Source organism: Vibrio sp. 5S239, from assembly GCF_041439575.1.
GTDB lineage: Bacteria > Pseudomonadota > Gammaproteobacteria > Enterobacterales > Vibrionaceae > Vibrio > Vibrio kanaloae.
The window spans coordinates 40,236-53,737 of record NZ_JBGOOM010000009.1 but is presented as its reverse complement, the minus strand read 5'-3'; the positions used below and the strand labels follow the sequence as shown (position 1 = coordinate 53,737).

11 protein-coding genes are annotated in these 13,502 nt (G+C 41.9%); 6 read left to right on the top strand and 5 right to left on the bottom strand.

Annotated elements, in window-relative coordinates:
* Positions 1 to 34 precede the first annotated feature (34 nt).
* Positions 35 to 1,183 carry an S-(hydroxymethyl)glutathione dehydrogenase/class III alcohol dehydrogenase gene (locus ACED48_RS09510; protein ID WP_017054869.1) on the bottom strand — a complete coding sequence of 383 codons (1,149 nt, stop codon included), beginning with the start codon at positions 1,181 to 1,183 and terminating at the stop codon, positions 35 to 37.
* A gap of 390 nt (positions 1,184 to 1,573) precedes the next feature.
* Here ACED48_RS09510 and ACED48_RS09505 point away from each other — a divergent pair, with 390 nt between their 5' ends.
* A complete protein-coding gene (locus tag ACED48_RS09505; protein WP_029626759.1) occupies positions 1,574 to 1,918 on the top strand; it encodes a multidrug efflux SMR transporter in 345 nt (114 codons plus the stop codon).
* 23 nt (positions 1,919 to 1,941) lie between these two features.
* Here the strand turns inward: ACED48_RS09505 and ACED48_RS09500 are convergent, their stop codons facing one another.
* Positions 1,942 to 2,877 (bottom strand): LysR family transcriptional regulator, encoded by a 936-nt coding sequence (locus ACED48_RS09500; protein ID WP_017054867.1) that lies wholly within the window; start codon positions 2,875 to 2,877, stop codon positions 1,942 to 1,944.
* 68 nt (positions 2,878 to 2,945) lie between these two features.
* Here ACED48_RS09500 and ACED48_RS09495 point away from each other — a divergent pair, with 68 nt between their 5' ends.
* Complete coding sequence (locus ACED48_RS09495; RefSeq protein WP_017054866.1) at positions 2,946 to 3,791, top strand: alpha/beta fold hydrolase; 846 nt, start codon at positions 2,946 to 2,948, stop codon at positions 3,789 to 3,791.
* 90 nt (positions 3,792 to 3,881) lie between these two features.
* Here ACED48_RS09495 and mpaA read toward each other — a convergent pair whose 3' ends face one another.
* Positions 3,882 to 4,589, bottom strand: coding sequence for a murein tripeptide amidase MpaA (gene mpaA, locus ACED48_RS09490; RefSeq protein ID WP_084026646.1), 708 nt, complete (start codon positions 4,587 to 4,589; stop codon positions 3,882 to 3,884).
* A gap of 173 nt (positions 4,590 to 4,762) precedes the next feature.
* Between mpaA and ACED48_RS09485 the strand changes: the two genes are divergently transcribed.
* From ACED48_RS09485 to ACED48_RS09475, 3 genes are all read left to right on the top strand, one after another.
* On the top strand, positions 4,763 to 6,388 hold the full coding sequence (locus ACED48_RS09485; RefSeq protein WP_017054864.1) for an ABC transporter substrate-binding protein: 1,626 nt from the start codon (positions 4,763 to 4,765) through the stop codon (positions 6,386 to 6,388).
* Between the two features lie 728 nt (positions 6,389 to 7,116).
* The gene (locus ACED48_RS09480) at positions 7,117 to 8,319 is read left to right on the top strand and encodes a GGDEF domain-containing protein (protein WP_017054862.1); all 1,203 of its coding nucleotides are present in this window, start codon (positions 7,117 to 7,119) and stop codon (positions 8,317 to 8,319) included.
* A gap of 215 nt (positions 8,320 to 8,534) precedes the next feature.
* The gene (locus tag ACED48_RS09475; RefSeq protein ID WP_017054861.1) at positions 8,535 to 10,040 is read left to right on the top strand and encodes a bifunctional diguanylate cyclase/phosphodiesterase; all 1,506 of its coding nucleotides are present in this window, start codon (positions 8,535 to 8,537) and stop codon (positions 10,038 to 10,040) included.
* Between the two features lie 68 nt (positions 10,041 to 10,108).
* On the opposite strand, the gene ACED48_RS09470 is transcribed toward ACED48_RS09475, so the two are convergent.
* Together ACED48_RS09470 and ACED48_RS09465 are read right to left on the bottom strand one after the other, a co-directional pair.
* On the bottom strand, positions 10,109 to 10,693 hold the full coding sequence (locus ACED48_RS09470) for a TetR/AcrR family transcriptional regulator (protein ID WP_017054860.1): 585 nt from the start codon (positions 10,691 to 10,693) through the stop codon (positions 10,109 to 10,111).
* Between the two features lie 139 nt (positions 10,694 to 10,832).
* The gene (locus ACED48_RS09465) at positions 10,833 to 11,006 is read right to left on the bottom strand and encodes a hypothetical protein (RefSeq protein ID WP_017054859.1); all 174 of its coding nucleotides are present in this window, start codon (positions 11,004 to 11,006) and stop codon (positions 10,833 to 10,835) included.
* A gap of 495 nt (positions 11,007 to 11,501) precedes the next feature.
* Between ACED48_RS09465 and ACED48_RS09460 the strand changes: the two genes are divergently transcribed.
* Positions 11,502 to 13,481, top strand: coding sequence for a methyl-accepting chemotaxis protein (locus tag ACED48_RS09460; RefSeq protein WP_017054858.1), 1,980 nt, complete (start codon positions 11,502 to 11,504; stop codon positions 13,479 to 13,481).
* The last annotated feature ends 21 nt before the right edge of the window (positions 13,482 to 13,502 follow it).

Below are 13,502 nucleotides of genomic sequence, written 5' to 3'. Positions count from 1 at the left end.
AGTCTCGACACCTAAGTGCCAAGACCATGGGGTATTATCTATCCATGTGTAGAACTGTACGGATAGATTCACCTTTGTGCATTAGGTCGAATGCTTCGTTTACGTCTTGCAGACCCATGGTGTGAGTGATGAATTCTTGAAGCCCGAACTCACCTGCCATGTAACGATTAACGATTTCTGGAAGTTCAGAGCGGCCTTTAACACCACCGAAAGCAGAACCACGCCATACACGACCTGTTACTAATTGGAATGGACGAGTTGCGATCTCTTGGCCTGCACCGGCAACGCCAATGATGACTGATTCGCCCCAACCTTTGTGACAACATTCAAGTGCGGAGCGCATAACATCTACGTTACCGATACACTCGAAAGAGTACTCAACACCACCGTCGGTCATCTCAACGATAACGTCTTGGATTGGTTTGTCGAAGTTCATTGGGTTGATGCAGTCTGTCGCGCCAAGCTGTTTTGCTAGCTCGAATTTGCTCTCGTTGATATCAACACCGATGATGCGGTCAGCACCAGCCATGCGAGCACCAATGATTGCAGAAAGACCGATACCACCTAGGCCGAATACAGCAACGTTGTCGCCTTTTTCAACTTTAGCTGTGTTCAGTACCGCGCCCATACCCGTAGTTACCCCACAACCTAGAAGACAAACTTCTTCAAGTGGTGCTTCTTTGCTTACTTTTGCTAGTGAGATTTCAGGAAGTACCGTGTACTCAGAGAAAGTAGAGCAGCCCATGTAATGAAAAATCGTTTCGCCATTAATAGAGAAGCGGCTTGTACCGTCAGGCATCAGGCCCTTACCTTGCGTTTCACGAACGGCTTGGCATAGGTTAGTTTTACCAGATTTACAGAACTTACATTCGCCACATTCAGCAGTGTAAAGTGGGATAACGTGGTCACCAATCTCGACACTGGTAACGCCTTCGCCGATCATCTCAACGATACCGCCACCTTCGTGACCAAGAATTGAAGGGAAGATACCTTCTGGATCGTCACCTGATAGTGTGAATGCGTCAGTGTGACAAACACCAGTAGCAACGATGCGAACTAGAACCTCACCAGCTTTAGGAAGTTGTACATCTACTTCTTCCATTTTTAGTGGTTCACCAGCTGCCCATGCAACCATTGCTTTTGATTTTATATGAGTTTGATCAGGTTTAATGTCGATTGTCATTGGATGCTTCCTATATATGTCAGTACTGCGGATAACTGTGCCATTAGCTTCAATCCGTTAAGCGTAGTTGAGCCTAATTGTTTCCGCTTTTTCGTTTTGCTGGTTCTAGTATAGATGTGACTTTAGGTTTTGATAATCCCCGTAAATTGAAAATGATTAATACACATATGTAATAATTAATCGGAGAGGCAGATCTTGAACTAAGCCTGTTAACCATGGCTAGCGGTCTTTTTATTGGTTGAAAGAATGCGTACTTAAGGACCTATTTGCTGGAGTTAATAGTTAAGATCTTTTAGGGTACGTCATAATAATTACTTACTGAAAACCACATGAATTAGACATAAAATTACAATATTCTGAATGCTGTATTTTATTGTTGTGGACTTAAACATGCTTTTATCTCTTCCTCCTCCAGTAATGTTGTCACTTGCCATCGTGCTTGAAGTTGTCGCGACTTCTTTATTGCCTAAAACGCAGCAATTTACTTCTTTACCTGCGACTGTCGCGGTACTGATTGGTTACGGTTGTGCTTTTTATTTGTTATCCCTAACAGTGCAAACCATGTCTTTGGGTGTGGCGTATGCGATTTGGTGTGGAGCAGGGGTTGTATTGGTCGCAGCACTGTCTTGGCTGGTTTACGGGCAAAAGCTCGATATCTTCGCGATCATTGGAATCGCTTTGATTTTGTCGGGCGTGGTGATTATTAACTTGTTTTCGAGCTCGGTGAGTCACTAGGCTTTTTAGCTTACCTTTGCCCATTATGAGCTAGAAGACATTTTAGTGGCGATAAAATCTACAAGTAACTTTGATAGATGCGAGTGAAAATTTATTGCACGATAATGAATGAATATTGTCAGTGGAGATAAATCATAATCTACAAAAACCTGTTGTAACTCATCCTGTTTTATTTCATCTGAGCAGAAGCTAGTGGGCAGAGCGACAAACCCAAGTCCACGTTGTGCAAAAGCTTTTGCCGTAAATCCACCATCTACTTTTATTCTTGATTTTGGGGATAGTGTTCTAAATTCATTTGACTCTGGAATAGTGAAAACCCAAGGATCTCCTCCAAAGGATCTATAGCTTGATATACAAGGCATTGACTCCAGTTCAGTTAGGCTTTTTGGTAGGCCATAGCGGTTAATACACTCTTTAGAAGCTAAGATAGTAGTCTCCCATTGGCAAAGTGGCTTCGACACCCAATCCCGATCATCGAGAGATCCTCGCTCAAAACTAATAATAATATCTGGTTCGTTTGAGATAGCATTTTCAATCGCGGTACTGTGCTCACAGTACAATGTGATGTCTGTATACGTGGTTAAAAAATCCGCTAAAACCTCCCCAATAATAGGTATGTCTGGAGAGCTCAGCCGAATACTCCCTTTAAGAGAGGTCGGTGCCTCACTTAGTCGCTGTAGTGACTGATTGAGGTTGTATAAAGGTTCTCTAATTTCTTGGAAAAAACGCTCACCCATCAGTGTTGGGGTTACTTTACGAGTTGTTCTATAGAATAGCTTTTCACCCAATACCGACTCTAGTTGTTGGATGTGTCTGCTGACGTTGGAACTTGGAATTGCTAGGTGTTCGGAGGCTTTAACAAAACTATGGTTTTCATAAACGGAAAAAAATGATTGTAGCCAAACATTATCAATTCTATCTAACATAATTATCCCAAAACTTGAGCTATAGAAACCCATATTAGCTCATTTAATCGGTCTAAACCATGTCCTAGAATGATTCCATAGCAACCAGAGTGAGTATATAAATGAACGATAGAAATCCTTTATTTGTCAATCGTGATAATTATCATTTACAAGTCGAGCAGCATGGAACAGGCCCACATTTGTTAATTATCGGTAGTGTGAACTACTACAAGAAAGTCATTCCCGAATCTCTGCACAATTACTTTACTTGTGTGTATGTGGATCATCGCGGATTCTCAAAATGTGATGCTGTAAATCCAGTTGAGTTTGTCAGCTTAGATACTATCACTCGTGATATCCAAGCAATATGCGACAGCCTAAATCTAACCAAAACTAGTGTTTTAGGCCATTCAGGTCATGCGTATATGGCAATGCACTTTGCAAGTCATGCGAAAATAAAGATCGAAAAGTTGATTGTAGTTGGTGCTGCGCCAAGTCTGTCAGGTGATATGCAAGAGAAACAGTTTACTCATTGGTCTGAAAACGCTTCTGAACAACGAAAAAAGTTGCTAGATACAAGTATGGCTAGACTAGAAAGTGATATTGCCAAACAGCCAGAACGTAAGTTTGCGCATATCTGTCGTAGATTAGGTCCAATGAGATGGAAAGATGCGTCATTTGATGAGTTATCTTTGTGGGATGATGTTGAAATGAATACACCGCTACTAGATACGCTTTGGGGAGAAATATTCAGAGATATCGAACTTATGCAGTTTTCTTCAGACTTGGATGCCACCGTCATTAATGGGGAACTAGATTTTAGCATTGCTCCGATTGAGGTGTGGGAAAGCATTGAAGGCGCATTTAAATCATTACAGCTAATTAAGTTAGAAGATGTATCGCATACGCCAATGCTAGAAGAACCAGAAAAATTTATTGAAACGATCCTGAGTATATTTAACCATTAGATAAAATTCATAGTTATGTGTAGTTGATAGTTCAAATAATAAGGAGCGAAGTTTGAGTAGTTCAGACTCTATGTCCAAAAATGAGTTGGGCTAACCTTCCTTATGCAGCAACACAGCCAAAAATGCCTCCAAATATTGTTCGATAGTTAAATCCGCAGAAACGGGCGGCAGTTCTACGGTAATACACGGTAGGTTTCTTTCTTGGCACCATGTGCCGAATGAACCTGGGGTTTCGTAATCCACGTCTTCAACGAGCGGTAGGTTGAACTGTTTGCCTAGCCAAGAAGCGAGTTCCGATTGGGTTGGGTCATCGACCATGGCGAGTGGTTCGTGGAAAGAGATGACGAACTTGGGTTGGCGCTGATCAATGAGGTTGATGAGTGACTGCACTTCAGGTTCGAGTTGTTCGGCTTGGCCTGTTTTCACTTTTACATCTCTGACTGGTGTGTGAGAGCTCCAGCGGTAGACGGTGCCGTCTGCTGTCCAGTTTTGAGTAGGGAAGGCGCGGTTTAGATCGACCTGATTGGCGTTGGCGCGAGTACCTAACTGGTTGCCATCTGGGTTCATCGACAGAATCACATCGTGTCGTAAATTGGCGGCTGGCAAGCTTCTCAGGGCGCAAGATAATCCCGCGATAGAAGCGGTTTCATCACCGTGTGTGCCTGCTAAAATCAGCCCGCGAGATTCGCTTTCTATTTGCGCGGGGAAATAGAGCAAAGGCGCACCCAACACTGATTTTCCATATGACAGCGGCTTTATTGAAAACGCAACTCTTTCCGTTCTTGGAATTAAACTCACCTTAATCTCCTGATTGATCAAGTACTATCAAGTATTCACTATTGGCTATATTAATCATTAACTAAGTCCATTAGATGAACCCCTTTAAATAAACCATAGCGTCAAAACTCGTCAACCGTCGCATTGTTAATTTTATTAATTGCTTCAAAGATAGGCTAGGAGAGCAAACAAACATGGATTTTAAAAAACATTCAACGGCTTTACTCATTTCATCTTTATTGACCCCTTTTATATCAGTAACTGCCGTCGCTGAAACCTTACCTGCCGGTGTTTCGCTGGCAAAAGACCAACATTTAGTTCGCGCGAACGATGCAGAAGCGGCGACGCTTGATCCTGCGAAAGCAGAAGGCCTGCCGGAAATGCACATTCTACGCGACCTATTTGAGGGTTTAGTGATTCAAGATCGCGATGGCAATATCACTCCAGGTGTCGCGAAATCTTGGGAAACCGAAGATAACCAGACCTTTGTATTCCACCTGCGTAAAGATGCGAAATGGTCGAATGGCGATCCGGTGACGGCCGATGATTTCGTGTATGCGATAAGACGCGCGGTCGACCCGAAACTCGCTTCGCCGAATGTGTGGTATCTCAAGCTTACTCAAATCAACAACATTGCTGACGTAGCAGAAGGTAAAAAGCCTGTTGAAGAGCTTGGTATTTCCGCTGTCGATAAACACACGGTGAAGTTCGAGCTTGATAGCAAAGTGCCATACTTTGTGGCGATGACGGGCCACACATCTATGATGCCCGTTCATAAGGCAACGCTAGAGAGCAGCGATAAGCCATGGAACGATCCTAAGCAGTTTGTGGGGAATGGAGCATTTGTTTTAGAAGAGTGGGTGGTGAATGAGCGTATTGAGCTAAAGAAAAGCCCGAAATATTGGAACAGTGCAAATACTCACTTAACCCAAGTGACTTACATTCCGTTCGAAAACCAAAATGCTTCGATTAACCGTTATGCGGTGGGTGAGGTGGATATTACGTCTGATGTACCGACACACATGGCGCAGCAGCTTAAAAGCAAATATCAAGATGCGTTTACCGCGGTGCCTCTGCTGTGTACTTATTACTACGCGTTCAATACCACGCGTCCTCCATTCGATGACGCGCGAGTGCGTAAAGCGGTGTCTTATTCGATGATGCGTGATGTGATCACCAATGGTGTCACTCAGGTGGGGAATCTACCCGCTTATACCTTTGCCCATGAGTACACAGCAGGTTTTGATGCCACTCAGCCTGAATACAGCACATGGACTCAAAAGGAGCGTGACCAAAAGGCAAAAGAACTGTTGAAAGATGCAGGCTACGATGCGGTTAATCCATTGGATTTCAAACTGCTCTACAACACCAGTGAATCGAATAAGTCGATTGCGGTGGCTATCGCTTCCATGCTGAAAGGCAACCTAGGCGCGCAAGTTGAGTTGGAAAACCAAGAGTGGAAATCTTATCTAGTATCACGTCGCCAAGGTGATTTTGATGTGATGCGGGCTTCTTGGTGTGGCGACTATAATGAAGCGTCGACTTTCTTGAGCCTATTGCGCTCGGATTCTTCTGGTAACTTTGCTCGTTACAATAACGACAAGTACAACGCAGCAATGGACAGCGCCTTAGCCGCAACCAATGAGAAAGATCGCCAAGGTTTCTATGACCAAGCGGAGCAGTTACTGGCTGAAGATATGCCTATTGCGCCAATTTATTACTACATGCAGGCTCGCTTAGTGCGACCAAGTGTTGGTGGCTTTGCGAAGAACAACGTAGAAGGGCGAATCTATTCTAAGGATCTTTACATCAAAGAGTAATTAAGCATTACTAGGGCGTGTTGACCTTTCGTGGTTAAATTTTGTTCGAGATAAAAGCGTTTTAATCGCGGCGAGGGGGAAGTAGCCTAGTCATTCTAAGCAAATTTCCCTCAACAAAGAGTAAAACGCTTTTAGCCGAACCCTACGGGCAGCGTTTGATGGTTATTTCTACTACGTTATCGGCTTCTCATGTAGGCTAGCTACACATCGACGCCTCTGCCTTGTATAAATACCCAGTAACTCGCTGCAAAAATCCGCTCGAAAGATCAACACGCCCTAGAGCATTAGTTTAATGAGCACTTTATTACAAGATTAAATAGTGACACATTTTTTTAGATGGAGATGGAGATGGAGATGGAGATGGAGATGGAGATGAAGATGGTTGACTCTTTGCAAAGTATTTTGACAGTTCGTTGGCAAACTGGACCTGAGGGTGGTGAATAAACACAGAATCAACGAGTTAAAAAGGCGGAGGAGCAGATGAAAGAAGCAGGTTTACAACTCCATTTTTATCGAATTAAATTGGCTGGATGCGACCGAGTGGATGGAAGCTATGATTTTCATTATAATTTGTTATGATTAATCGCTGAATTTAAGGCTTAGATGTGTGCATTTATGCGAATCAGGCCTGATTACCTAAAATCAAATGAGAGTAGGAAGATAGTAAAATTATACCATGCTCAGTAACATTAAAATGGTATAAAATTCTATCATATTTAAGGAAAAATATGGCCCCTTTCCCGTTAGACATAAAAACTCTAAGTATAGTTTTTATTGTTTTCTCACTAACTTTTAGTATCGGTTTGTTGCTATTTCAGTCAGCGCAAAAGAAAGTACTAGGTCTTTCCCTCTTTTCATTATCCATATTTGTGATTGGGCTTGGTACAACTATATTGAGTCTGAGAGGCGTCATTCCTGATTTCATCAGTATTATTATTGCCAATGTCACGATTTCCTATGGCTTTCATTTGGTATTGTATAGCCTGACTATCTTTCGTAACCACTCATTTGATGTTGTTCGTTACAGCCGCATAGCTTTAGTCATGATTTTAGTTAGTTTTGTTTACTTTACTTATTATGAACCTTCCATAAAAAATCGTATCATTGCCATTAGTCTTTACTTGTCTTTTGTAACCGCAAGCTCGGCTACTGTAATACTTAATGGAAAAAAGAAAGACCTCACTTTAGCTGTGAATATGATGGCTTTAACCTTTATTATTTATAGCCTCTTCATGTTTTTCCGAGCGACAAAGTCACACTTCGCATTGAAAGAGACCAATGATTTTATCAGTGGTAACTACTTGAATGAATATACGTATATTTTTAGCATTGTTTTAATTGTCTCCATGTCCTTTTCAATGCTTTGGCTAATTAATGCTAGGTTAGTACATTCACTTCAATGTCTTTCACAACAAGATCCTCTTACGACATTACAGAATCGCCGTGCTCTAGACAAAGCGGTGCAAAGGTACCTTGCACAAGTTAATCACCAGCCAGTGAGTATCGTATTATTAGACATTGATAACTTTAAACAGGTGAACGATCAATTTGGGCATATTGTTGGTGACGACGCCATAAAAGCCTTAGCCAAAACAGTGTTGAGTATAGTCGATTTACCTAATACGGTTTTTCGACTTGGAGGAGATGAAATTCTTATTTGGTTACCGGATTCGAATCTTGAGCAAGCTGCAGCTCTTTCAGAACAATTACGCTCTGCCATTGGACAGATTAGACTTGAAGAGCATCCATCTTTGCAAGTTACATCAAGTTTCGGTATCAGTTCACTATCAGAAAATGAAAAGTGGAAAGATTGTGTAGATCGTGCTGATAAAGCTCTTTATCAAGCAAAGCTCAAAGGAAGAAATACTATTGTGATTGAAGAATCATGTGAAAATTACTCGATATCAACAAAAGCGGTAAGTCACTCCTAGTTTAACTTAAGAGCTGGTATTCAGTGAGAGATTAATATTCACACAAATCGTTCTGAACATGTTTAACCCTGAAAGGTTTTTTCGCGCAGAGCGATGATGTAAATTGACAAACTAAGGTTAAAAATAAAAGCGCGAGCGGTAGATTGCGATTTACGTTATGAGCAGCTTGTAACACATGAATCATGACACATTAGATGGAGAGACAGCAGCTAACGATGAATAAGGTAAAAAAGCATCCGGTAAATATAGTCCTCAGTTACTTAATAATTTCATTTTTATGGATTTTTTTCTCTGACCTCGCGGTTGAGTCGCTATCCAGTGATTTACAAGAACATGCCTTAGCACAGACAATCAAAGGTCTGCTCTTTATCATTCTAACGTCTACCTTATTGTGGATAATGGTTCGGAAAAATAATCGAGATTTAGAGAGCGCTAACGACCTTGATAGTGTAACCGGGTTGCATAGTCCATCAGTTTTTTATCGATACTTAAATAAAAGGCTGAACAAATCTCAGGCTACGGACCAGTATGTCCTCTTTTTACTTGATATTGATAACTTCAAATCAGTCGCTGATCAGATTGGGTTCGAAAGTACTCATTCATTTTTAAAAGACATCGCACGATCTATTGAACTTCCTGTAGAGCATCAACCTCTTTCGTCACGGGTACACTCCGATGGTTTTGCGTGTTTAGTCAAGCTCAATGATAAGGAAGATATTGAACCCTACATTGCTCTCGTACATCGTAGATTTAACCAGTGTGCTTATCGTTATAATACCAATGCCACTTGTTGTATTGGTGCTGCTTTATTTCCCTCGGATGGTAATAGTGGTAAGCAACTCATGGCATCTGCGACCCATGCTTTAACTGAAGCAAAGAAAAGTAAAAATACGATTGAATTTCATGATCCCAAACTCACTGAAATTGAACGTCAGCGTCAAGAAATGGTGCAAGAGTTACGTAAAGCGATTGATGACAAAGCGATTGATATTGTGTTTCAGCCAAAATACGACATTGGAAGTAACTCTGTCGCTGGCGTTGAAGTATTGTCTCGTTGGACGCATGAACGCTATGGTGCCGTTTCACCGGATATCTTTGTTGCGTTAGCCGAAGAGAATCATTTTTGTCGTGATTTGACCACGTTAGTTCTAGAGAAAACTGCGGTACAACTAAGAGCCTGTGGTTTGCTCGGGAGTGTGTTAAATAGTGTCTCGGTCAATATTTCAGCGGTAGAGCTAAATAGCGTGGATGACATGGACCATCTGGATAATTATCTACGCAAGGATCCCGAGTTCGCTCGCTTACTTTGTCTTGAAATCACGGAAACCGCTATTTTAAAAGATATAGATCAGTGTGCAATCGCTGTTCAAAAATTAAAAAAACATGGGGTTTCTTTTTCGATAGATGACTTTGGGGTTGGTTACACTTCTTTTGGTATATTTAGCAAGTTGGATGTTGATGAGATTAAAGTCGATCGCAGTTACATCAATGGGTTAGAAGATGATTATCGTTCTAGAGCCATAACGTCTGGGATCATTGATATCGCTCGAGGTTTTGGCATTCAAGTGGTGGCTGAAGGGGTTGAAAATGCCCAACAACTGTCAATTTTAAAAACGTTAAATTGCGAACAAGCCCAAGGTTATTATCTGGGCTACCCGATGCCATATAAACAGTTGAAAGAAAGTCTCACCTCTGAAATAAAACCGTGTCCGATAACATAACCGAATACTTTTTATAGGTAGCTTGTTTAGGTTGTAGATGGGTAACATTATATAAATAAACTCAGACGCTAAAAAGGGTGGTACTTAAATACGTCTTCAACCATTGAGTTGAGTAAATCGATATCGTCACAGGTTTTAGCATAAGTACGCAGGCCTGCGATTTGAACCTGAACATGACGAGCAAGTTGAGTCGGTTCGCGCTCTTTACTTATTTCACCCAGTTCTTGTGATTCCGCAATCACCTTGGCGAATTCACCTTCCATTATCTTCAGTGCCTTTTTTGCTTCTGCTAATAATTCTGCGTGCTCATCAGTCAGTTCAGCGACCGTTTTAGCCAGCATACACATACCGTTTGGTGCGCTCTGTTTAGATTCGACAACGGCGCGTTTTACGAAGTTTTCCAACGCTTTGATAGGCGATTCGGTTTCACTGCGGAAGCGGTTCAGATTGAGGATGCCAAGTTCGGTATAGCGAGCAAGCGTCTCTTTAAATAAGCCTTCTTTACTGCCGAACGTCGCGTAGATGCTGCCCGGACGCATATCAATCACGTCTTGCAGGTTGCGCATAGAAGTCGCATGAAAGCCCTTTTCCCAATACAGGTTCGTTGCTTTATCTACTACGTCTTGTCTATCGAACTTAGCGGTCTTAGCCATAACATCTACTTCATTAATCTGAACATATGTTCAATATTTTATGCTGAACGCCCGTTCTAGTAAAGGTGTGTTTGGCTGCTTTGCACAGGCTTAGAACATCAAAGAGTTAATAAAACATCCCGATCATCAGGAAATGATCTTAATCATCAATAACTTCTACGGTCTTGTGCTGAGCGCCGTAGTAGGTACCTTCATCGATGGTGTACATCAATGTTGCGTCGCACTCTGGACAATCGAATTCCTCATTGGGCTCAATGGCCGCTTCTTCTACCCATTCCCAACCGATATGTTCTTCGCAAGCGGGACAATCCATACAATATCTCTCAGTTGTTGTCGCATATTTATTGCGAATCTCTACTTTAATAATTCGGCATTATACATATTTAGTTAACGAGGAATAGACAGTTAATCAGCGCAGAATAGGGAGTTGGTTAGTTGTGAATCAATCGCTGGTGAGCGTTGAATCTATAGTTCGTTCTGAATATATCGTTTTCTCTGAGCACATAATTGGTGCATATTTACCCCTTTTGGGTAGTTAAAATGTGTCATATTTCAGTCGATTACGTCAATAAAATGTTGTTGCACGTGTTTTTGGTATCGTTAGGTCGCTTAGCTAACAGTTTTATCGGTAAATCAATGAATTTTGTAAGGTTAAATGTTACCTTCATCGCAGACCGATCTGTGTGGCACGGTAATTGATGCACATTGATCAAGTTGAATAATTATACAGTCACAATTGAGGCGCATCTTAATTAAAGATGTGCGAGTTAGATGACTGAAAAGATTTGTTAGCTGCTAGGAAATAAAAATGAAATTAACCGATATGTCTTTTAAGCAAAAAATCATCGCTTTGCTTATTTTACCGATTTTAGGTTTTCTATGGCTGAGTGTTTCTGCGATTTCAAAAGGCGTAGAAACCACCAGTGAAATGACATCATTAAACCAACTTACGCGTTTATCAGTCGTGTACAGCGAATTGGTGCATGAGTTACAGAAAGAGCGTGGAATGACGGCTGGATTTATCGGCTCACAGGGCACCAAGTTTGTCAGTGAACTACGAGCTCAAAGAGCCAGTGCTGATAATAGACGTAATCTGAAAACAGAATACTGGCAATCTGCGGGGATCGACTTACCGCAAATCGCTCGTCTGAACACTGAAATAAGCCAAAGCTTCAATCAAATTACTTCTATTCGTAATCGAGTCGATTCTCAATCGATTCCACTTTCTGAAGCTTTAGGTTACTACACCAAACTCAATGCCAAGTTACTCAGTGTTTCTGCATTAATTGCAGAGCTGAGTTCTGATGCCACTATCACTAAAGAAACCATCGCTTACTACAACTTCCTGCAAGGTAAAGAGCGCGCTGGCATTGAACGAGCGGTTCTAAATAATACCTTCTCAAAAAATGAGTTTGGTCCCGGTATGCTGGTTAAATTCATCTCTTTGGTGACAGAGCAAAATACCTACTTCTCGAACTTTAAAGTGTTGAGTAACCCAGACAACGTGCGATTTTTTGAGCAACAGTTAAATGACCGCTCGGTGGCAGAAGTAGAAAAGCTTCGTGGTTTGGCTGAATCTAAGATGAGCGGCTTTGATGTCGACCCTGTCTACTGGTTCTCTCAATCAACGGCACGTATTATTCAGCTGAAGAAGACAGAAAACCATCTAGCAGAATCATTGATCACGCTTACGGAGCAAAAAGCTGCCAGTGCTCGATCGGCAATGATTACCAGTATTGCTATTTTTGTCGTGATTACCTTGTTCTCGACCTTTGTTAGCGTTAAAGCAATTACCGATCTGACGACTCGAGTGAAAGATTTAACGAGAGTGCTTTCAAAAGTACGTGATGAGAATGACCTAACGGTACGTGCGACTTACGAAGGTAAAAGTGAATTAGGTCAGATCTCGTTGTCGCTTAATACCACTCTAGAGAAGTTCTCTGAAGTTATCGACAACCTGTCTCAATCTAGCCTGACACTCGCTTCTGCTGCAGAAGAGACAGCGCAAACTTGCCAATACAACTCCAACACCTTAGTTGATCAACAAGACCAAATTGGCTTAATTGCAACTGCGACAGAAGAGCTTTCAGCAACCGTAAACGAAGTCGCGGCTAAAACACAACAAACAGCAAGTTCAGCTAAGTTGGCTAATAAACAGTCACAAGAAGGCTTGAGCACGGTTCAGCACTCTTATCAATCGATTGAAAACCTAGCGTCTGAGATTAACGATCTGGCTGAAAAAATTGCCCACCTACACGACAGTAGCAATAACATTAATAGCGTGGTTGACGTGATCAAATCGGTTGCTGACCAAACCAACTTACTCGCGCTAAACGCGGCGATTGAAGCCGCACGTGCTGGTGAACAAGGTCGTGGTTTCGCCGTCGTGGCGGATGAAGTTCGGACATTAGCACAGCGCACTCAAGAGTCTACCTTGGAAATTGAAGGCTTCATTGGCTCACTACAAGCAGACGTGCAAACCGCGTTTAACGTGATTGATAACAGCAAGGAGATGTCGTCAAGAGCCGTTGAGGACTCACGAGGAGTAGAGAAAACTCTGCAAGATATTTCAGTTGCAGTGAGCGAGATATTTAGCATGACAGAACAGATTGCAACCGCAACCGAAGAGCAAGCAGTTGTGACTCAAGATATTGCTCAGAACGTTATGGCGGTAGAGCAGAAGTCGACAGAATCTACGACAGGTGCAACGCAAATTGCGGCGACAGCCAAAGAGCAAGCAGAACTAGCAGCCTCACTGAAACAACTCTCTAATACTTTTAAGAGTTAAGAGTTAAGAGTTAAGAGTTAA

What these genes read in the sequence shown, in the direction of transcription:
- ACED48_RS09510 (WP_017054869.1), bottom strand. Translation starts at nt 1,183, where the DNA reads ATGACAATCGACATTAAACCTGATCAAACTCATATAAAATCAAAAGCA.
- ACED48_RS09505 (WP_029626759.1), top strand. Translation starts at nt 1,574, where the DNA reads ATGCTTTTATCTCTTCCTCCTCCAGTAATGTTGTCACTTGCCATCGTG.
- ACED48_RS09500 (WP_017054867.1), bottom strand. Translation starts at nt 2,877, where the DNA reads ATGGGTTTCTATAGCTCAAGTTTTGGGATAATTATGTTAGATAGAATT.
- ACED48_RS09495 (WP_017054866.1), top strand. Translation starts at nt 2,946, where the DNA reads ATGAACGATAGAAATCCTTTATTTGTCAATCGTGATAATTATCATTTA.
- ACED48_RS09485 (WP_017054864.1), top strand. Translation starts at nt 4,763, where the DNA reads ATGGATTTTAAAAAACATTCAACGGCTTTACTCATTTCATCTTTATTG.
- ACED48_RS09480 (WP_017054862.1), top strand. Translation starts at nt 7,117, where the DNA reads ATGGCCCCTTTCCCGTTAGACATAAAAACTCTAAGTATAGTTTTTATT.
- ACED48_RS09475 (WP_017054861.1), top strand. Translation starts at nt 8,535, where the DNA reads ATGAATAAGGTAAAAAAGCATCCGGTAAATATAGTCCTCAGTTACTTA.
- ACED48_RS09470 (WP_017054860.1), bottom strand. Translation starts at nt 10,693, where the DNA reads ATGGCTAAGACCGCTAAGTTCGATAGACAAGACGTAGTAGATAAAGCA.
- ACED48_RS09465 (WP_017054859.1), bottom strand. Translation starts at nt 11,006, where the DNA reads ATGGATTGTCCCGCTTGCGAAGAACATATCGGTTGGGAATGGGTAGAA.
- ACED48_RS09460 (WP_017054858.1), top strand. Translation starts at nt 11,502, where the DNA reads ATGAAATTAACCGATATGTCTTTTAAGCAAAAAATCATCGCTTTGCTT.